The organism is Streptomyces sp. NPDC058576, assembly GCF_042718715.1.
In the GTDB taxonomy this organism is placed as follows: Bacteria; Actinomycetota; Actinomycetes; order Streptomycetales; family Streptomycetaceae; genus Streptomyces.
Genome location: NZ_JBHXPF010000100.1, coordinates 1 through 18,108 on the forward strand (window position 1 = coordinate 1; position 18,108 = coordinate 18,108).

Sequence of the window (18,108 nt, forward strand, 5' to 3'; positions counted from 1 at the left end):
CTGGGAACGCCGAGCCGACATCCACGAAGCCTTCCTCAAGCTGGCCTGCTGCCTGATCACCCGCCGACAGATCAACTCATTGTGTTAGCCGTTGTCAGCGAGCGTCCCGTCGAGCAGTACGCAATCTGAGTCGTCCCGCCCAGCACTTTGAACAGTCGGGGGCCCGAGGGGTCGACGCCTACGGTGGCACGGCAGGGCTGCCATCCGTCTGAGTAGCTGCATCTGCTGCGGCGGTACAAGGTCCACAGTCCGCATACAGTCCGCAGGACACCCGATCACGACCGTCGTGCCCCATCGCCAGCCATCAGCAAAAGGCCAGGTCAGCGCCCCACAGGGAAGATCCTCGCAGGTCACCGACCCGGCCCGTTACTGGGAGACCAAGAAGGCCTGATCTGCCCCGGGCCGCCCGGCCCGCGCTCGCGCGCGTTCCGGACGGCCTGAAAGACCGCACCCGGTCCGCCGGTCACCGATTTCGGTGGCTCGGGGGCCGGGTGCGGTGCTGTGTGCGGGCCGTCCGGTTCGTTCAGGCCGCCGCGCGCTCCGCGAGCGGGCGGCGGCGCAGGGCGGGCTCGGTCAGTGAGCGCGGCGGGAGCGAGGCTGCGGGGTTGTAGAAGTTCGTCCCGGGTCGGACGATCTCGTCGATCCGGTCGAGGGTCGCGTCGTCCAGGGTGAGCGCCGCCCCCTTGAGCAGGCCCTCCAGCTGCTCCGTCGTGCGCGGTCCGATGATCGCCGAGGTGACGGCGGGGTGGGCCGCGGTGAAGGCCACGGCGAGCTGCGGGAGGGTGCAGCCGATGTCCGTCGCGAGTTCGACGAGCTGTTCCACCGCGTCGAGTTTGGCCGCGTTCTCCGCGATGGCCGGATCGAAGAACACCGGCCGGACCGCGGCACGGCCGGCCGCCAGGTCGATCGGCCGGTCCTTGCGGTGCTTGCCGGTGAGGAACCCGAAGGCGAGGGGGCTCCAGACCAGGACGCCCATGCCGTACCGCTCGCAGGCGGGCAGCAGCGAGGCCTCGATCCCGCGGGCCAGGATCGAGTAGGGCGGCTGGGCGGTGCGGAAGCGTCCCAGCCCGCGGCGCTCGGAGACGTGGTGGGCCTCGACGATCTCGTCGGCCTGGAAGTTCGAGCAGCCGAAAGCGCGGATCTTCCCCACCCGCACGAGGTCGGTGAGGACCGAGAGCGTCTCCTCGATGTCGGTGGTGTGGTCGGGGAAGTGGACCTGGTAGAGGTCGATCCAGTCCGTGTCCAGGCGCCGGAGGCTGTCCTCGACCGCCTTGAGGATCCAACGCCGCGAGTTGCCACCGCGGTTGGGCCCGTCGCCCATGGCGAAGTGCACCTTGGTGGCGACTACGGCGTCGTCCCGGCGCCCCCGCAGCGCCTTACCCAGGATCTCCTCGGACTCGCCCTGTCCGTACATGTCGGCGGTGTCGACGAAGTTGATTCCGTGGTCCAGGGCCGTGTGGATGATGCGGACGCAGTCGTCGTGGTCGGGGTTGAACCCGGCCTGGAACATCATGGTCCCGAGGCAGTGCGTACTGACCTCGATGCCGGTTCTGCCGAGCGTGCGATAGCGCATCGTGGCGCCCCCTTCTGCCGTGTGGACCGGTCGTGCCGAGCGACGGAGAGTCGGTCGGCACGGGGGACCCTAGGATCTAGACCAGGCTCTAGGTCAACCGCCGTTTACGCTGACCGGCATGGCTGAGATCACCACGCGTCTGAGCATCGGGCAGGTCGCCGAGCGCACCGGCTTGAGCGTCCACGCGCTGCGCTTCTACGAGAGCGAAGGACTCTTCCTCGCTCCCGTGCGCCGCGGCGCCGGCGGGCGACGGGTCTACGGCGAGGACGATGTGGACTGGCTGACGGTCTGCATCATTCTCCGGGCGTCCGGCATGCCTCTGCCCGTGCTCCGCAGGTACGCCGACCTCGTCAGGGAGGGCGGTGGCAACGAGGAGCAGCGGCTGGCGCTGATGCGTGAGCACCAGGCGCACGTCACGGCTCAGATCGGCCGGCTCACCGAGTCCCTGGACCTGATCAGGCACAAGGTTGCGGTGTACGAGGATTTCGTCGATCAAGGCAGCGCCGTCGCCCGCCCCTGTCACGCACCGCCCTCTCAGGCGTGAAGGCATGACGCCTCCGGCCGACGGCACCAGTGGCGCGCGGGCGGGCGAGGGTCAGGCGTCGCCCCTCCCCGGGTGCAGGTCGAGAGCGATGTGCGGCTCCAGTGCGCGCAGGAAGTCGGGAGCGTCGAAGATCTCGCCGGCGGGCACGACGCCGAGCGACCTTATGCGGCCGGTCAGGACACGGTCGAGGGCCTCGGCGACCAGGGGTGCGGTGACGGCGTAGATGTCCTGGCCGCTCGCGGTGGCCCGGCGTTCGGTGTCGCCGGAGCGGACGACGGCGTCGACGAGGAAGGTCTGGTCCGAACGGCCGCTCCCGTCGGCGGCGATGGGGGCCTGCGTGTCGGGTGAGCCGACGTCCCGGGCGGCCTCGGCGCTCATGTACGTGGTCACGTCGGGGATCGCGAGATGCTGGGGGACCGTGACGACGTCCGCCATCGTGAACTCCCCGATCACCGGCCGGCGGCCCACCGGTTCCGGGAACGTCCACGCCAGGGCGGGCGCGGCATCGGTGCGGCGCTCCCACCGCCCGCCCCGGTAGCGGAGGCGGTGGTCGCCGCGCCGCTCGCGGGAGACCGCACCCGAGAGCCGGGTTCCGGCGGTGGGGTGCCAGCTGCTGAGCGCGTACGCGATGTGCGCCTCGTCGGCCCCGGCCCAGTCGCCCATCGCCGCCGTGACGAGCAGATCTCCGAGGCCGCCGAAGTAGGCCATGGCCGGGACGATCACCGCCCCCTGCTCCCGGGCCCGCTCGCGGTAGTGGCCGAAGGTGTCGAGGTTGGCCTCCAGCTCTGCGGCCACGTCCAGGTAGGGGATCTTCGCGCGGAGCGCGGCCTCGATCACGGGGCCGGTGGTCGAGGCGAAGGGACCGGCGCAGTTGATGACCGCCACCGTGCCCGCCAGGGCCCGGTCCAGCGAGGCCGGGTCGTCGACCGACGCCACCCTGGCCTTCCAGCCGTGTCCGAGGGCCAGCTCTTCCAAGGCGTTCGCGTTGCGGCCGGACGGCACGGGCACATACCCGCGTGCGGCCAGCTCCGCCGCCACGAACCGGCCCGTGTGACCGTACGCTCCGAACACCGCCACCGGCTGACCTGACCCCATGGGACTCCCCCTGACCTCGGACTGCTCGAACACCCGCCGGTGTCGGTCCGCCGGGGCTTGACACCTCTCATCCTGGTCGTGGGCCGCGCTCCGCACGAGCGTCGGAAACGACGAACCGCATACAGTTTCGGACATGCCCACTGTCGCCCTCGCCGTCGCCGACGGCATCCTCCACTACGAAATGTCCGTGGCCGTCGAGGTCTTCGGGGCCGACCTGGCCCACCTCGTGGACCCCTGGTACGACTTCTCCCTCTGCGGGAGCGGCCCGGTGCGGGTCGGCCGCTTTCGCCTGGAGCCGGACCACGGGCTCGACCACCTCGCGCGTGCCGACACGGTGATCGTCCCCGGCTGGGCCGACACCGACCGCGAACCGCCCGCCGAGCTGGTCGAGGCGGTGCGCGCGGCCCACGCGGCGGGCGCGCGGGTGGCGTCCCTGTGCACGGGCGCTTTCATCCTGGGTGCGGCGGGACTGCTCGACGGCAGGCGCGCCACCACCCACTGGGGCCACACCCGGGAGCTGGCCCGGCGCCACCCGGCAACCACCGTCGACCCGGACGTCCTCTACGTCGACAACGGCGATGTGCTCACGTCCGCGGGCAAGGCCGCCGCCATGGACCTGTGCCTCCACCTGGTCCGGCTCGACCACGGCTCGGCGATCGCCAACAGGATCGCCCGGCGCCTGGTCGTCCCGCCGCACCGCGACGGCGGGCAGGCCCAGTTCATCGCCACCCCCGTCCCCGCGCCGGGCGGCCACCCCCTGAGCGACCTCTTCCCCTGGGTGCTGGAGCGGCTGGACCAGCCGCTCACCGTGGAGGACCTGGCCCGCCGGGCCCGGATGAGCTCACGCCACCTCGCCCGCCACTTCAAGCACCTGACGGGCACCACTCCCCTGCAGTGGCTGCACGCCCAACGCATCCGCCACGCGCAGGAGTTGCTGGAGACGACCGACGCCGGAGTGGACGCCATCGCCGCGGCGGCCGGCATGGGCACGGCCACCACGTTGCGCCGCCACTTCCAGCGCAGCGTCGGCATCCCGCCCGACACCTACCGGCGCACCTTCCGCCCCTGAGGCGCCCACCGGATCCACCGGGCACACCGTCGCCGCTGGCCCCGGGGCCGACGATGAGCTACTCTGCACGAACAGAGCGAGACGATACGTATCGTCTAGACAGTGACCGCAGGACGCAGAACAGCGAGGTTCGCCATGGAACGCTTCGTCGACGCCGCCCCCGGCGTGCGCCTCTGGGCCGAGGATCACGGCTCCCCCGACGCCCCCGCCCTGCTCCTGATCATGGGCGCGCAGGCGTCCGGGCTCGGCTGGCCCGATGAGCTGGTGGAGCTGCTGGCCGCACGGCACCGGGTGATCCGCTACGACCACCGGGACACCGGCCGCTCCACCGCCTCCTTCGACGAACAGCCCTATCCGCTCACCGCGTTGGCCGAGGACGCCGTCGCCGTGCTGGACGCGTTCGGGGTGGCAAGCGCGCACGTGGTGGGGATGTCGATGGGCGGCATGCTCACGCAGTTGCTCGTCGCGGACCACCCAGAGCGGCTGCTCAGCGCCACCGTCATCGGGACGAACGCGCTCAGCTCCACGCCGTACGTCGCGCCGGACGGCCGCCGCATCCCGCCGGAGGAACTGCCGGGCATCTCAGCGGAGTTGGCGGAGCTGTGGTCCCGGCCCGCCGAGGACCTGGGGCCGGAGGCCGAGCTGGAGCGGCGGGTCGAGCACTGGCGGGTGCTCGGCGGTGACCTGATCCCGTTCGACGCCGCGTACACCCGCGAGCTGGAGAGGCGGATCATCGCGCACACCGGGCACCACCACGCCGGCACCGCGCACGCCCGCGCCGACTACTCCGGCATGGAGCGCACCGAGCAGCTGGCCCGCACCCGGGTGCCCACGCTGATCATCTCGGCCCCCGCCGAACCGGTCGCGCCGGCCCCGCACGCCGAGCACCTCACCCAGGCGATCCGCGGCGCCCGGCTCGTCGAGATCCCCGGCATGGGCCACGCCCTTCCCCGCGAGGTCCACGCCCCGCTCGCGGCCGCGGTCCTGGCCCACACCGGGCGGAGCTGACGCCGTGCCACGTCCCCCGCGTCATACCTGAGAGCCACGTCGGAGGTGCCCCCTCCAGCGGGACGCCGACTACCACCCGCCGTCCATAACTTCTGTACCGGAAGCACCCCATGCCCCCCCGGTACGGAAGGACCTCGCCCCATGCCCGACCGCCCGCGCAGACCCCGTCTGCTCCGCACCCTGCTCGCCGCCCTCGTCACCTTCGCGGTGGCCGTGCCGGTGTCCGGAGCGGCCCGGCCCGCCGCCGTGCCCGCCCCCGCGCCGACTCCCCTCGGGCCGCTGCGGGACGCGAGCCCGGCGGCACTGGAGGAGCGGTACGCGGTGAGCCGGCAGGACATCCGGGCGGCCGGGCGGATGGCGGCGGGGCACGGGGACCTCAAGCGGGCGGCCTCACTGCGCGCGATGGCCGGGCCGGGGCGTCAGTTCCTGTCCTTCGACGGGCGGGACGGCGGCCGGAGCGTGGAGGTCACGGGCGCGCTGTCCTCGGCTCGGCGGATCGCGGTCCTCGTGCCGGGAGCCGGTGTCGGCCTGGACGCGTACGGGCGGCTCCGGCGCGGCGCGACCGCCCTGCGCGAGGAGTTGGGCGAGGGCGCGGCCGTCGTCGTGTGGCTGGGCTACCGCTCGCCCGCCACCGTCAGCCCGGCCGCCCTGACGACCGGGCGCGCGGACGAGGCCGCTCCGGGGCTGCGCGCCCTGGTGGACGGTTTGCGCGCGGCGCGTCCCGCCGCCCGGATCAGCCTGCTCTGCCACTCCTACGGTTCGGTGATCTGCGCCCGGTCGGCGCCCGGAACGGCGGCCGACTCCCTCGTCCTCTACGGCAGCCCCGGAGTCGGGGTCGAGGATGCCCGCTCGCTGCGCACCCGGGCGCGGGTATGGGCGGGCCGTGGCGGCGGGGACTGGATCGCCCGGGTGCCGCATGTCCGGGTGCGGGTGCCGTTCGTCGCCACGGTGGGGTTCGGGACCGATCCGGTGGCGGAGGAGTTCGGGGCCGAGGTGTTCGACGCGGGCGACGGCGGGCACAGCGACTACCTGCTGCCCGGTTCGCGATCCATGACGAACCTCGCCCGGATCGCGGCGGGCGCCGAACCGTCGGGGGCCTCCCGATGACCGGGCTCGTAGCGCGGATCGAGGCCGCCACCCCGCCCGGCCGCGACCGGGCCGTCGACGCCCTGCGGGCCCTGGCCATCCTGGGCGTGGTGGGCGGCCACTGGCTGGTGACCGCGCTGGTCGCCGACAGCGGCACCGTACGCGGGGCGAGCCCGCTGGCCCATCTGCCCGAACTCACCCCGGTCTCCTGGATCTTCCAGACGCTCGCGGTGTTCTTCCTGGTGGGCGGGCAGGTGGCGGCGGGGAGTTGGGCCTCCGCGCGGAAGCGGGGCGTGCCGTACGGGCCATGGGTGGGCGGGCGACTGGCGCGGCTGTTCCGGCCGGTGGCGGCGGTGCTGGTGGTGTGGGCGCTCGCGGCGGCCGCGATGCTGGTGGCCGGAGTGGGCGAGCCGACCGTCCGGGCGCTGGCCAAGCTGGTCTGGTCCCCGCTGTGGTTCCTGCTGGTCTTCGCCGCGCTGACCGCGCTGACGCCGCTGGTGGCCCGGCTGCACCCGCTGTGGCCGCTCGTGGTGGTGCTGCACGTCGATCTCGTACGGTTCGGCCTCGGCGGTCCGCGGGAGCTGGAATGGATCAACGTGGTCGCGGGGTGGCTGGTGCCCTACTGCCTGGGGGCGCTGGTCGCCCGGGGCGGGCTGCGCGGCCGGACGGGCCGCTGGGCGCTGCTGCTCGGTGGGGCCGTCGCGGCCACAGCTCTCGTGCGGTGGGCGGGTTACCCGGCCTCCATGGTCGGGGTGCCGGGCGGCCGGATCTCCAACCTGGACCCGCCGAGCCTCGCCGCCGTCGCCTTCGGCCTGGCGCAGTGCGGGGCGGCGCTGCTGCTGCTCGGGCCCCTGCGCCGGGTGCTGCGCAGGCCCGCCGCCTGGGCGGGGGTGGCGGCGGTGAACCTGTCGGCGATGACCGTGTTCCTGTGGCACCAGACCGCGATGATCATCGTCACGGCGAGCGCGCTGCTGCTCGCGGACGGCCCGCTGCCCGGGCTGCACACCGTGCCCGACGACGCGGGCTGGGTGACGGCCAGGCTGCTCTGGCTGCCGGTGTTCGCGCTGGCCCTGCTGGGGTGCTGGGCGGCGTTTCGGGGTTACGAGCAGGGCGGGCGACGCGGCGGCGGGGGCTCCCTCGTCGTACGGGAATCCGCCCCCGAGCGGAAGGGACGGGCGCGTCGTGCCTAATCTGAGCGCGAACGGAGCCGAGGGGGCGGTGGGGGCCATGAGGTCATCGAGAGCGGTGCGCCTGCGGGCGGCGGTGCGCCGCGCGCCGCGCGCCCTGTACGAGGACCTGTGGGCAGCGCCCGCCGACCGGGTGCCGCGCATGGGCGAACCGGACGCGCCGGTGTGGCGACCGGCGTTCCTCGTACTGCTGGTGATCATCGCGGTCGGTGTCACGGTGATCCGTACCGTCGAACTCGTCCCTCACGGAGGCACGGTCTACCTGTTCGCGGTGCTGGCCGCCAGCGCGCAGTCCGCGGCACTGGTGGCCGGAATGATCCGTCCCGTGGGGGCTTGGTGGACGGCGACCGCACTGTCGGTCGTGACGGTGCTGGTCACCGGGGCCACCGCACCCACGGAGGGCTCGTACCCGTGGATCCCTGCCGCCTTTCCCATGAGCCCGGAGTTGCTGTACCCCGCTCCCTTCGCGGGACTGGCTCTGCAGGGAGCTGCCCTGTTCCTGCTGGCGCTACGGGTGCGGCCCCGGCGCTCGGTTGCCGCACTGGCGATCACGATGGGCGTGGCGCTGTCCCTGGCCCTCTGCACGCCTCGGCTGCCGCACACCAACTTCCTCGCGTCCGCCCTCGTGTTCGTCGTCGCCCTGGTCCTCGGCGCCGCGCTCCGCAGCCTGCGCCTGGCCCGTAAGGACCTCGTCGTCCAGACCGGGTTGACCGCCGAGGAGCGGTCCCGGCGCACCCTGCTGGAGGAGCGCAACCGGATTGCGCGCGAACTGCACGACGTGGTCGCCCACCACATGTCGGTGATCTCCATCCAGGCGCAGGTCGCCCCGCATCTGGTGGAGCACCCCACCGAGGAGCTGAAGGAGAATCTGACCGGCATCCGCGAGAACGCTCTCGAAGCCCTCGCCGAACTCCGCCGCGTGCTGGGCGTCCTGCGCTCGGAGGACGCCCCCTCGCAGAGTGCGCGGCACGCCCCGCAGCCGGGCCTCGACGGGCTCGACGGCTTGGTCGCCACCGTGCGCTCCGCCGGCCTCGCCGTCACCGTCTCCACCACCGGCGACCCCCGCCCCCTGCCTCCGGGCGTCGAGCTGTCCGCGTACCGCATCGTGCAGGAGGGGCTGAGCAACGTGATGCGCCACGCGCCCGGGGCGAGCGCCGAGGTGGTGATCGGCCACCGGCCCGCCGGACTGACCGTCCGGGTCGTCAACTCCCCGCCGGACCGCCCGGCCGCTCCCTCCCCCGGCGTCCGCCACGGTCTGCTCGGGATGCGCGAACGCGCCGCGATGCTCGGCGGCGACCTGGCCACCGGCCCCACACCCGGCGGCGGCTGGGAAGTCACCGCGATCCTGCCCACCAGCACCGAGACGACCGAGGACGCCCCATGACGCCCCCCATCCGTTGCGTGATCGCCGACGACCAGATGATGGTCCGCCAGGGCTTCACGTTCCTGCTCGACGCCGAGCCGGACATCGAGGTCGTCGGGCAGGCCGTCAACGGGCTCGACGCGATCGACAAAGTCGCCGAACTCGCCCCGGACGTCGTCCTGATGGACATCCGGATGCCGGAGCTGGGCGGCATCGAGGCGACCCGGCGGATCACCTCCCCCGAGGACTCGACGGTGAAGGTGCTCGTGCTCACCACCTTCGACCTCGACGAGTACGTGTACGAGGCACTGCGAGCGGGGGCGTCCGGCTTCCTGCTGAAAGATGCGTCGGCCGCCGAACTCGCGCACGCCGTACGGGTGGTGGCGGCGGGCGACGCGCTGCTCTCCCCCAACATCACCAAGCGGCTCATCGTGGAGTTCTCCCGGACCGCCGGGGCCCCTCGCCCGCCGCTCAAGGCACGGGTCGGGGACCTGACCGAGCGCGAGACGGAGGTGCTGACGCTGATCGCGGGCGGCCTGTCGAACGCCGAGATCGCCCGGGAGCTGATCGTCGCCGAACAGACGGTGAAGACCCATGTGGGCCGGATCCTGGTTAAGTTGGGCGTCCGCGACCGGACCCAGGCGGCGGTGTTCGCGTACGAGTCGGGGCTGGTGCGCCCCGCCGGGCTCTGACCCGCGGAGCCCGTTTCGTAGGATCGGCTCCGTGACGACGGGGAACGGGTCAGGAACAGCGGGCGGCGGAGCGATGGCGCCCACGGGGATCGAGCGCGCGCTGTCCGCCGCCGTCGGGGCCGGGAGCGCCGACGCCGTCGTGGATCTGCTCGCGCGGACCCGCCTGTACGTGCTCGTCGCCCGGCTGCACGCGGACATCCCGGGCTGGACGGCCCCGCTGCCGATGATCCGCGACGAGTCCACCCGGCGGACCTGCGTCCCGGTTCTGACACCGGGGATGCTGCCGCCCTGGCACCCGGAGTGGGTGTTCCGCGAAGTGAGCCTCGGCGAGCTGGCCCGGACCTGGCCGTACGACGTGCGCCGGCTCGCGGTGAACCACGGCACCCCGTACGCGGCGATGGTCGACGCCCGGCCGGGGCGCCTGAAGGCCTGGCTGAGGGCCGAGGAGCGGTCCGGGGGCCGCGAGCACGGGCGGCTGCTCACCGACAGCGGCGGGCCGCTGCACGGACCGCTCGCCCACGGGCTGGCGCTCGGCGCCCATCTGGCCGTCACCAACGGTCTGGTCTGGAACCAGCTCGGCGCCGCCTACGAGGACTACGCGACCGACCGCGCCCGGCTGCGCAGCCCGTGGGGCATCCCGCACCGCGCCGAGTACCGCGACCGCCTCGCGTCACTGATGAAGAACCAGCTGGTCGGGCGCGTCCAGGAAGCCGCCCTGCGCACCCGGCACACGCTGGCCGCCCGGCTGGGGCGGACGCCGGCGCATGAGGAGTGGTCCGAGGCGCTGGCCCGTACGTTCAGCGCACGCGACGCCGACGACCGGGCCCTGGCCGAACGGTCCCTGCACCACATCGCCCGGTACGAGGAACGGCTCCGGGCCGACGGCGCGCTCGCCCCGGACGGTCGCGTCGACACCCTGGCCGCCTTCGACCTCGGCCGGGCGGTCAACGTCGTACGGCTGGCGCTGGGCGCGCGGTACATCGATCCGTACGAGGCCGAGCAGGACGTCCTGCGGGTGGGCGGACTCGCCCGCGGGTCCTACTCCTCGTGGACGGACTTCTCCCTCGGCTACCTCATGGCCCGCATCGTCCACCGGGCCGAGGACGACGGCCCGGAGGCGGCGGAGGCCACCTACCGGCAGTCGCTCGCCGAGCACCGCATCCTCACCCAGGACCCCACCAGCCCCTACCGGAACCTCCCCTGGTCATGAACCCGAACCTCCCCGGCACACCCGCCGCCGCACCCTGGGCGCCGGCCCCCTGGATCCCGCCGTCCGAGACCGAGCAGCTCCTCCACGAGGCGACGCTGCGCGGCGACGCACGGGCCCAGCTGGCGGCGCTGGCCGGGGCCGAGCTGTACATCCCGGCCCCGCGCGCCGAGGCGGACGCGAAGCCGGACACCATCACCTGGCGCGCGCACCACGATCCGTCGGGCTTCGTCTGCCGGCCCGTGCTCACCCGGGGCATGCTGCCCGCCTGGCACCCGGACTGGGTCTTCCACGGGGTCTCGCTGCGCTGGGCCGCCGAGTTCGGTTGGTCCGACCCCCAGGTGTTCCTCGGGGTGAACGTGGGCACGCCCGGGCAGTTGCTGCTGCCGACGGCCCCGACCCATCTGGCGCTGTGGCAGCGCGCGTACGCGGAGAACGACCGCCTCCCGGAGAACCGGCTGCTCGCGCTGCGCCACGGCGCGCTGCACGGGCCGTTGGCGTACGGGCTGGCCTGCGGAGCGCACCTGGCGATCGGGAACGCGGTCCCCTGGAACGAGGTGGGGACGGTCTACCGCGAGTACACCACCGAGCGGGATCTGCTCCGCGAGTCCTGGGGCATCACCGGCCACGAGGGGTGGCGCAAGCAGCTGGACGTCCTGCTGGACGCCCGCAACAGCCCACCGGAACCGGACTTCGCGCTGCGCGCCCGCGAGCAGTTGGCGGCGGGGCTCGGCGAGCTGCCCTCGGCCGATCTGTGGCGCGAGACGGCGGCCGGTCACGCCCAGGACCTCGGGGCCGACGCGGGCACGGTGAAGGGCATCGAGGACCTCGTACGCCGGATCATGCGCTACGAGGCCCGGTTCCGCGCGGACGGTCTGCTGCCGCCGGACGGCCGGGTGCACTCGACGGTCGCGTACGACTACGGGCGGGCGGTGAACCTGGCGCGCTGGGGGCTGTCGGCGCGCTACTGCACCCCGGCCGACGCGGAGGCCGCGATCGTGTACGCCGGGGCGCTGAGCAAGTCGGCCCACCGCTCCTGGGAGGACTTCTCGGCGGGGTACGCGCTGGGCCGGGTGCTGCGCTTCGACGACGAGGAGTACGGCCCGTTCTACGAGCAGAACGTCCTCGCCCACCGCCTGCTGGCCCAGAGCGAGGGAAGTCCCTGGCGTCACATCCCCTGGCGGTGAGCCGGGTCGGCCGGCCGGTCAGCCGCCGGGGAGCAGATGGCGATAGCTGTCCGGGTTCTCCACCAGGAACTGGGCGAAGCTCTGCGCCGGGCGCCCGGTGAGCGTGGGCACCGCGTCGGAGACGGCGGCCAACTCGCCGCCCGCGATGGCCTCGTACGAGGTGACCCAGCCCGCCACCTCCCAGTCCTCGGCCCCGTACCCCGCCCGGGATGCGTAGGCCTCCTCGCGGGTCTCGGGGACGTAGACGACGGGGCGTCCGGTGACCCGGCTCAGCTCCTCGGCCGCCTCGGCGAGGGTGAACGCCTCGGGTCCGGTGAGGTCGTAGACCCGGTCGTCGTGGTCCGTGCCCTCGTCCAGGAGCACGGCCGCCGCCGCGTCGGCGATGTCCTCGTGGGCGACGGCCGCCACCCGCCCGTCGCCCCCGGGTCCGCGCAGCACGCCGTCGGTCCCGGTCATGGCGGGCAGCCCCGCCAGATACCAGTTGTCCCGCAGGAAGGTGTGGCGCACCTCGGCGGTGCGGATGTGGGCCTCGGTGTCCCAGTGGTCGCGGGCGAAGGTGAACGTGGCTTCGGGCGCGGCCCCTTGGAAGGACACGTACACGATCCGCTCCACCCCCACCGCCACGGCGGCGTCGATCGCGGTGGTGTGCTCGCGGACCCGGTGGGGGCTTTCGTGGGCGGAGACCAGGAACAGGGTGTGGGCGCCGTCGAGGGCCCGGCGCATGGCCTCGCCGTCGCCGTAGGGGGCGGCGGGCGCGTGGTCGGCGCCGGGAACGTCGGGCAGCCGGGCGGGGTCGCGGCCGAGGAGCCGTACGGGGACGCCGGTCCGGGCCAGCCGTCGGGCGACCCGGCCGCCGACCGCTCCGGTCGCTCCGGTCACCGCTGTGAGGGGGCCGATCACTGGGGTTCCTCTTCCTCTCGTCGGTCGTGGTACCAGTCCTCAAGGGGCCGCACCTCGACGACCGCGCTCACGGGGAGCGGTCCGTACAGGTGCGGGAACTCCTCGCCGCCGGGCTTCATCGCCTCGTACCGGACGGGGTCGGCGAGGCGGGCGGGGTCGACGACCAGGACCACGAGGCCCCGGCCGCCGCTCCCGTACAGCATCCGGGCCACACCGGGGAGTTGGTGGGGCAGCGAGAGGTGGATGAAGCCCTCCTCCTGGAGGGTGCGGCCGCGGGTGGACATCTCGTACGTCCCTGTCCCGCGGGCCGCCTCCCACAGTGGTGCTTCGGCGAGGTGCAGCAGCGGTTCGGTCATCGAACCACGCTAGCGGGCCCTGCTCCGTGCCTGCTAGAAGGTACGGCGACGAGCCCTGCGCGTGGCCACGAGGACCGTACCGCCGGCGGCCACCAGCGCTGCCGCGATCGACCCGATGATCCATTCGCCGCCCCGGGAGCCGGTGTCGGGCAGCTCACCCGGGTGGCTCGGCGAGTGCGTGGGGCGCGGGGTGGGGTCGGTGGGGGTGGGCGTCGGATCCGTCGGGACCGGGGTGGGCTCGGTGGGGGTCGGGGTCGGGTCCGTGGGCGCCGGGGTGGGGTCGGTGGGGGTAGGGGTCGGCGTCGGGTCCGTGGGACTAGGGGTGGGATCCGTGGGAGTCGGCGTCGGGTCCGTGGGGGTCGGGGTCGGGTCCGTAGGGGTCGGCGTGGGGTCCGTCGGCGTCGGCGTCGGGTCCGTCGGCGTGGGCGTGGGATCCGTCGGGGTCGGCGTCGGGTCCGTCGGCGTGGGCGTGGGATCCGTCGGGGTCGGCGTCGGGTCAGGGGTGCAGGACGGCAGGTCGCCGTCGAAGGGGTACGCGTGGATCTCCTGGCCGCCCGACTGGCCCGGCGAGGTGTGGGTGAGCGAACCCGCCGTGTAGAAGCGGCCGTTGGTGCCGCTCATGCTGAGCACCGTGCTGCTCGCCGGCTGGCCGACCAGGATGCTGCCCTCGAACTGGGCCGGACCGGTCAGCGACAGAGCGGTGGCGTCCGGGAAGTTCCACAGGAGGTTCTCGCGGAGGCCCTCGTTGGGGAACGAGCCCATGAACGTGGCGACGCTGCGCGTGCCCCCGTACACGTTGACCAGGACGGTCGCCCCCTCGGGGACCCCGTTGAACACGAACCCTGTGTTGCCGCCGGTCTCCGACTCCAGGTCCGCGTCCACGTCGAAGATCTGGATCGGGGAGGTGCCGTCGCCGGTGAACGTCATGATGTCGCCGACCTGCTGCCAGGTGCCCGTCGCCTGCCGGTGCTCGTCGCCGTCGTACGCGTAACAGCGGCTGGCCTCGGTGAGCTGCGGGCGCAGCTGGGTGTACGGGGCGGCCGCCTCCGCGTCGAAGCGCGGGGCGGTGGTGGGGTTCACCGTGCCCGTGAGGTCCCCCGCGTACGCGACGCGGCCGGAGTGTTCGCCCTCCTCGGCGAGGAGGCGCTGGCCGTCGGCGATGGTGACGTCCCCGCCCGTCGTCAGATAGTCGGAGCCGTCCGGCGGCGGCACCCGCGAACCGACCCCCGCGATGCCGACGTTGTAGATCTGCGAGACCCCCTCCCGCTTGTCCATGTCGAACCGGCCGAGGGCGACGACCTTCCCCTCAGCCTCGGCCGCCGCCTCCCGGACCAGGAAGTCCTCGCCGACGAAGACGTTGATGTTGCTGTCGAAGCCGACGACCGGGCCGTTGTTGGGGTCGTTCCAGCTGGGCGGGCAGGAGCTGCCGAGACAGGGTCCCAGTCCGCCCGGGAGCGGATCTGCGCCCGCGGCCGGGGCCAGCACGCCCACCATCGCCGCGGCCGTGGCCACTGTCACTGCTGCCCGGACTCCGTTGCCGCGCCTGCGCGCCTTCTGTTCCATGCCGCGCAATATGCATGGTTATCACTTAGTCATTTTGTATGACACGCCGCTCTTGTCCCGTGCTGTAGGCCTATAGGAGGGTTCTTCGCCGCGACACGCGCACGGCGGCGGCGCGTCAGGGCGTCGGCGGCAGGTCAGAGTGCCAGCAGCTTCGCCTCCAGCTCGGGGTCGAGGCCGACGGCCGGGCGGTCGGGGCGCCGGGGCGCCGTACCGCCCAGCGCACGCAGCCAGGCCCAGGTGTCCGCGACGGTCTCTCCGACCGGACGGCAGCGCAGCCCCGCGGCATACGCCTTGGTGTGGTCGCCCCGGTGCAGCGTGTCGTACAGCTCGCCCGGCGGCAGCCAGATCGGCAGGTCGCTCCAGGGCTCGGCTCCGGCGGCCAGCAAGACCTCCGCATCGGTCCAGCGCAGCTCGGCGACCGACCCGGTGACCCGGACGCAGGCCTCCAGCAGCTCGCCCATGGTCGTGTGACCGGGGCGGCTGACGGTGTTGTACGCGCCGTGCGCCCCGCCCGCCGCCGCGCCCAGGATCCACTCCGCCAGGTCCCGGGCGTCGATGTACTGGAGCTCCGCCCCGGGCCGGCCGGGGGCGATCACCGGTCCGCCCCGGGCTGTCCGCGACAGCCACCAGGGAAGCCGGCCGATGTTCTCCCCGGGGCCGATGATCAGCCCGGCCCTCGCCAGCAGCGCCCGGTCCCCGAAGGCATCGAGAGCGGCCAGCTCACCGCCGCGCTTGGCCCGGTCGTACGGCACGTCCCCGCCGTCGTCGGGTGAGGCGCCGGCCACCAGCGGGCCGTCCTCGTCGAGTCCGGCCGCGGCCGGGTAGGCGTACACCGAGCGGCTGGAGACATAGGTGTAGTGCCCGGCGCGGCCGGACAGCAGGCGGGCGGCGTCCCGGACGGCGGCGGGGGCGCCGCTCCAGGTGTCGACGACCAGGTCCCACTCCTGCCCGCTCCCCGCCAGGGCCGCGAGCCCTCGCGCGCCCGCGGTCCGGTCCCCGGTCAGCGCGCTCACACCGGGCGGGGGCGCGTGGCGGCCGCGGTGGAACACCGTGACATCCCAGCCCCGCTCCAGCGCCGCGTCGGTGACGGCCCGTCCGACGAACTCCGTACCGCCCAGCATCAGAAGCCTCATGGGGGAACTCTGCCCACCGCAAGGCGGTGGGGGAACACGGCCACGCTGTCAGCAGAACGGGGAACTTCCCGGCACGGGCGCAGCGGTGAAGGATCAGGGCGCGCAGGCCAGCGGGGAGCGGTGGCGCAACAGCCATTCGTGGTAGCCGCTCGCCCGTCGCGCCGCGTCCCGGTAGGCGTCCTCCAACTGCGCGTACACCACGTCGATGTCGGTCCCGGGCCGGGAGACCAGGAGCAGGCGCACCGCGAGCGGGTCGCCCAGCAGCGGGCGTATCACCATGTCGTCGCGCGGGCCCGACGTCGGCTGGCAGGGGGCCACGGCCTCGCCGAGCACGACGAGGGAGGCGGCGGTGAGGTAGTCGCCGTGCAGGACCGGCGGGTTCAGTCCGGCGGCGCCGAGCACCCGGCGCACCCCGTCCCACTCGCCGTCCACCGTCGGGTCGACCATCCACGGGTCGCCCGCGAGGTCCCCGAGCTCCACCACCCGGCGGCGGGCGGCCGGGTGATCGCGGGAGAGCGAGATGAACTGCGGTTCCCGGTCCACGAGTACGCGCTGTTCCAGGCCTTCCGGCACGGCGAGCGGGCAGCCCTCCACCTCGTGCACGAAGGCGACGTCCAGGCGGCCCGCCGCGACCGAGCGCATGAGCGCGTGGGCGGAGACGTCGACGCGCAGGGAGATGTCGGTGCCGGGCAGGGCGACCCGCAGCCGGCGCAGCCAGCCGCCGATGACCCGGCTCGCCGTGGAGCCGATGCGCAGCCGGGATCCGCGGGGCCGGGCCGCCTCGGCCTCCGCCAGCGCCTCGGCGACGAGTTCGCTCATGCCGTCGAGGAGGGGCCGGGCCCGGCTCAGGACGGCCTGCCCCAGGGAGGTCGGCCGGCAGCCGGTCCGTTCGCGGCGGAACAGTTCGGCGCCGAGTACGTTCTCGATCCGCCGCAGCTGGGTGGTCAGGGAGGGCTGGCTCACGCCGAGGCGCCGGGCCGCCTGATGCAGGCTGCCCGCGTCGGCGATGGCGCACAGCGCCCTGAGGTGCCTCACCTCCAGCTCCATGCAGCGGAGACTATGACCGCCGTCCGCCGCGCACCAGACGTCGCAACCCCATCAAACGGCGTCAATTCAGCGGGTGTTGGGCTCAGGGCCCTGTGACGATGCCGTGCACATGGCGTGCACATGGCATGTTGGCGAGCGGCTGACGTGCGCGAAGAGCGGGGCGGAGCGGCGATAAGGCGGTGCTATCACCGTTCGACATCATCCCCGGCGAGTGTGTGCTGCACCACACTCTTCCCCGTACCGCCCCACGCCTTGTCCGCCCAGCGGACACCCCCACGGCGCGGGTTCGATCGGACAGGTAGGAGAAATCCCCCCATGAGACACCTCAGGACCGCCGTCGCCACCGCCGCCGCCGGGCTCGGCCTCGTCGCCGCGCTGGGCACCGCACCCGTCGCCGCCGCCGCTCCGGCCCCTGCCGCCCCCTCCGCCTCCACCACCATCGCCGCGTACAACGGCTCGGGCGAGAACGCCGCCGCGAACCGCGCCTTCCTCGACGCGGTCATGAAGTCCGTCGCCGAGAAGCGCGCCGCCAACCCGGGCATCAAGGCCGTCACCGTCACCTACGACGCCTCCGGCGCACCGTCCTTCCGCAGCCAGATAGCCAGCAGCACGCGGATCTGGAACAGCTCGGTCTCCAACGTCCAGCTCCAGGAAGGCTCCGGCGCGGACTTCACGTACCGCGAGGGCAACGACCCGCGCGGTTCCTACGCGAGCACCGACGGACACGGCAGCGGGTTCATCTTCCTGGACTACGCCCAGAACCAGCAGTACGACTCGACCCGCGTCACCACGCACGAGACCGGGCACGTGCTCGGCCTGCCGGACAACTACTCCGGTCCGTGCAGCGAGTTGATGTCCGGCGGCGGTCCCGGCCCGTCCTGCACCAACGCCCAGCCGGACGCCAACGAGCGGGCCCGGGTGAACCAGCTGTGGCAGAACGGCCTGGCCGCGCTCGCCCGCTCCGCCTCCTGACGGCGTCATGCTCCTGACGCCGTCGCGTTCCTGACGCCGTCGCGTTCCTGACGCCGTCGTGTTCCTGACGTCGTCGCACTCGTCCGGCCGGTCCCGTGTCCCGGGGCCGGCCGGCACCCCCCACAC

The 18,108-nt window shown here is 73.5% G+C and carries 17 protein-coding genes and 1 pseudogene; 11 read left to right on the top strand and 7 right to left on the bottom strand.

The window, feature by feature from the left end:
* Nucleotides 1–88: pseudogene (locus ACFWRV_RS35240) on the top strand (IS5/IS1182 family transposase); the annotation flags it as partial.
* A 435-nt stretch (nt 89–523) separates the two neighbouring features.
* Here the strand turns inward: ACFWRV_RS35240 and ACFWRV_RS35245 are convergent.
* Nucleotides 524–1,573 (bottom strand): aldo/keto reductase, encoded by a 1,050-nt coding sequence (locus tag ACFWRV_RS35245; RefSeq protein WP_384340097.1) that lies wholly within the window; start codon nt 1,571–1,573, stop codon nt 524–526.
* Nucleotides 1,574–1,691: 118 nt separating this feature from the next.
* Between ACFWRV_RS35245 and ACFWRV_RS35250 the strand changes: the two genes are divergently transcribed.
* Nucleotides 1,692–2,117, top strand: a complete 426-nt coding sequence (locus ACFWRV_RS35250) for a MerR family transcriptional regulator (protein ID WP_384340098.1) — start codon at nt 1,692–1,694, stop codon at nt 2,115–2,117.
* Nucleotides 2,118–2,168: 51 nt separating this feature from the next.
* Here the strand turns inward: ACFWRV_RS35250 and ACFWRV_RS35255 are convergent, their stop codons facing one another.
* Nucleotides 2,169–3,212 (bottom strand): saccharopine dehydrogenase family protein, encoded by a 1,044-nt coding sequence (locus ACFWRV_RS35255; protein ID WP_384340100.1) that lies wholly within the window; start codon nt 3,210–3,212, stop codon nt 2,169–2,171.
* Between the two features lie 133 nt (nt 3,213–3,345).
* On the opposite strand from ACFWRV_RS35255, the gene ACFWRV_RS35260 reads away from it, so the two are divergent.
* The 8 genes from ACFWRV_RS35260 to ACFWRV_RS35295 all read left to right on the top strand — a co-directional run bounded on the left by ACFWRV_RS35260 (nt 3,346) and on the right by ACFWRV_RS35295 (nt 12,011).
* A complete protein-coding gene (locus ACFWRV_RS35260; protein ID WP_384340102.1) occupies nt 3,346–4,281 on the top strand; it encodes a helix-turn-helix domain-containing protein in 936 nt (311 codons plus the stop codon).
* A 135-nt stretch (nt 4,282–4,416) separates the two neighbouring features.
* A complete protein-coding gene (locus tag ACFWRV_RS35265; protein WP_384340124.1) occupies nt 4,417–5,289 on the top strand; it encodes an alpha/beta fold hydrolase in 873 nt (290 codons plus the stop codon).
* A 141-nt stretch (nt 5,290–5,430) separates the two neighbouring features.
* Nucleotides 5,431–6,396 carry an alpha/beta hydrolase gene (locus ACFWRV_RS35270; RefSeq protein WP_384340103.1) on the top strand — a complete coding sequence of 322 codons (966 nt, stop codon included), beginning with the start codon at nt 5,431–5,433 and terminating at the stop codon, nt 6,394–6,396.
* Nucleotides 6,393–7,565, top strand: coding sequence for an acyltransferase (locus ACFWRV_RS35275; protein ID WP_384340105.1), 1,173 nt, complete (start codon nt 6,393–6,395; stop codon nt 7,563–7,565). Before ACFWRV_RS35270 ends, ACFWRV_RS35275 begins: the two co-directional genes overlap by 4 nt.
* Before the next feature lie 37 nt (nt 7,566–7,602).
* A complete protein-coding gene (locus ACFWRV_RS35280; protein WP_384340106.1) occupies nt 7,603–8,946 on the top strand; it encodes a sensor histidine kinase in 1,344 nt (447 codons plus the stop codon).
* Entirely contained in the window at nt 8,943–9,617 is a 675-nt protein-coding gene (locus tag ACFWRV_RS35285; protein ID WP_384340108.1) for a response regulator, read from the top strand. The genes ACFWRV_RS35280 and ACFWRV_RS35285 overlap by 4 nt, the downstream gene beginning before the upstream one ends.
* A gap of 31 nt (nt 9,618–9,648) precedes the next feature.
* Nucleotides 9,649–10,827 (top strand): DUF1266 domain-containing protein, encoded by a 1,179-nt coding sequence (locus ACFWRV_RS35290; protein WP_384340110.1) that lies wholly within the window; start codon nt 9,649–9,651, stop codon nt 10,825–10,827.
* Complete coding sequence (locus ACFWRV_RS35295; RefSeq protein ID WP_384340112.1) at nt 10,824–12,011, top strand: DUF1266 domain-containing protein; 1,188 nt, start codon at nt 10,824–10,826, stop codon at nt 12,009–12,011. The genes ACFWRV_RS35290 and ACFWRV_RS35295 overlap by 4 nt, the downstream gene beginning before the upstream one ends.
* A gap of 18 nt (nt 12,012–12,029) precedes the next feature.
* Here the strand turns inward: ACFWRV_RS35295 and ACFWRV_RS35300 are convergent, their stop codons facing one another.
* From ACFWRV_RS35300 to ACFWRV_RS35320, 5 genes are all read right to left on the bottom strand, one after another.
* Nucleotides 12,030–12,911, bottom strand: a complete 882-nt coding sequence (locus ACFWRV_RS35300) for an SDR family oxidoreductase (RefSeq protein WP_384340114.1) — start codon at nt 12,909–12,911, stop codon at nt 12,030–12,032.
* Complete coding sequence (locus ACFWRV_RS35305) at nt 12,908–13,267, bottom strand: DUF952 domain-containing protein (protein WP_384340116.1); 360 nt, start codon at nt 13,265–13,267, stop codon at nt 12,908–12,910. The genes ACFWRV_RS35300 and ACFWRV_RS35305 overlap by 4 nt, the downstream gene beginning before the upstream one ends.
* Nucleotides 13,268–13,300: 33 nt before the next feature.
* The gene (locus tag ACFWRV_RS35310) at nt 13,301–14,830 is read right to left on the bottom strand and encodes a choice-of-anchor A family protein (RefSeq protein ID WP_384340117.1); all 1,530 of its coding nucleotides are present in this window, start codon (nt 14,828–14,830) and stop codon (nt 13,301–13,303) included.
* Nucleotides 14,831–14,964: 134 nt separating this feature from the next.
* The gene (locus ACFWRV_RS35315; protein WP_384340118.1) at nt 14,965–15,963 is read right to left on the bottom strand and encodes an NAD-dependent epimerase/dehydratase family protein; all 999 of its coding nucleotides are present in this window, start codon (nt 15,961–15,963) and stop codon (nt 14,965–14,967) included.
* A gap of 93 nt (nt 15,964–16,056) precedes the next feature.
* Complete coding sequence (locus tag ACFWRV_RS35320; protein ID WP_384340120.1) at nt 16,057–17,010, bottom strand: LysR substrate-binding domain-containing protein; 954 nt, start codon at nt 17,008–17,010, stop codon at nt 16,057–16,059.
* Nucleotides 17,011–17,325: 315 nt separating this feature from the next.
* On the opposite strand from ACFWRV_RS35320, the gene snpA reads away from it, so the two are divergent.
* On the top strand, nt 17,326–17,982 hold the full coding sequence (snpA, locus tag ACFWRV_RS35325; protein ID WP_384340122.1) for a snapalysin: 657 nt from the start codon (nt 17,326–17,328) through the stop codon (nt 17,980–17,982).
* Nucleotides 17,983–18,108: the final 126 nt, after the last annotated feature.

Bases quoted from the DNA above. Each gene is read 5' to 3' on its own strand.
- ACFWRV_RS35320 (WP_384340120.1), bottom strand. From the start codon at position 17,010: ATGGAGCTGGAGGTGAGGCACCTCAGGGCGCTGTGCGCCATCGCCGAC.
- ACFWRV_RS35265 (WP_384340124.1), top strand. From the start codon at position 4,417: ATGGAACGCTTCGTCGACGCCGCCCCCGGCGTGCGCCTCTGGGCCGAG.
- ACFWRV_RS35270 (WP_384340103.1), top strand. From the start codon at position 5,431: ATGCCCGACCGCCCGCGCAGACCCCGTCTGCTCCGCACCCTGCTCGCC.
- snpA (WP_384340122.1), top strand. From the start codon at position 17,326: ATGAGACACCTCAGGACCGCCGTCGCCACCGCCGCCGCCGGGCTCGGC.
- ACFWRV_RS35310 (WP_384340117.1), bottom strand. From the start codon at position 14,830: ATGGAACAGAAGGCGCGCAGGCGCGGCAACGGAGTCCGGGCAGCAGTG.
- ACFWRV_RS35315 (WP_384340118.1), bottom strand. From the start codon at position 15,963: ATGAGGCTTCTGATGCTGGGCGGTACGGAGTTCGTCGGACGGGCCGTC.
- ACFWRV_RS35250 (WP_384340098.1), top strand. From the start codon at position 1,692: ATGGCTGAGATCACCACGCGTCTGAGCATCGGGCAGGTCGCCGAGCGC.
- ACFWRV_RS35285 (WP_384340108.1), top strand. From the start codon at position 8,943: ATGACGCCCCCCATCCGTTGCGTGATCGCCGACGACCAGATGATGGTC.
- ACFWRV_RS35280 (WP_384340106.1), top strand. From the start codon at position 7,603: ATGAGGTCATCGAGAGCGGTGCGCCTGCGGGCGGCGGTGCGCCGCGCG.
- ACFWRV_RS35245 (WP_384340097.1), bottom strand. From the start codon at position 1,573: ATGCGCTATCGCACGCTCGGCAGAACCGGCATCGAGGTCAGTACGCAC.
- ACFWRV_RS35260 (WP_384340102.1), top strand. From the start codon at position 3,346: ATGCCCACTGTCGCCCTCGCCGTCGCCGACGGCATCCTCCACTACGAA.
- ACFWRV_RS35295 (WP_384340112.1), top strand. From the start codon at position 10,824: ATGAACCCGAACCTCCCCGGCACACCCGCCGCCGCACCCTGGGCGCCG.
- ACFWRV_RS35255 (WP_384340100.1), bottom strand. From the start codon at position 3,212: ATGGGGTCAGGTCAGCCGGTGGCGGTGTTCGGAGCGTACGGTCACACG.
- ACFWRV_RS35305 (WP_384340116.1), bottom strand. From the start codon at position 13,267: ATGACCGAACCGCTGCTGCACCTCGCCGAAGCACCACTGTGGGAGGCG.
- ACFWRV_RS35275 (WP_384340105.1), top strand. From the start codon at position 6,393: ATGACCGGGCTCGTAGCGCGGATCGAGGCCGCCACCCCGCCCGGCCGC.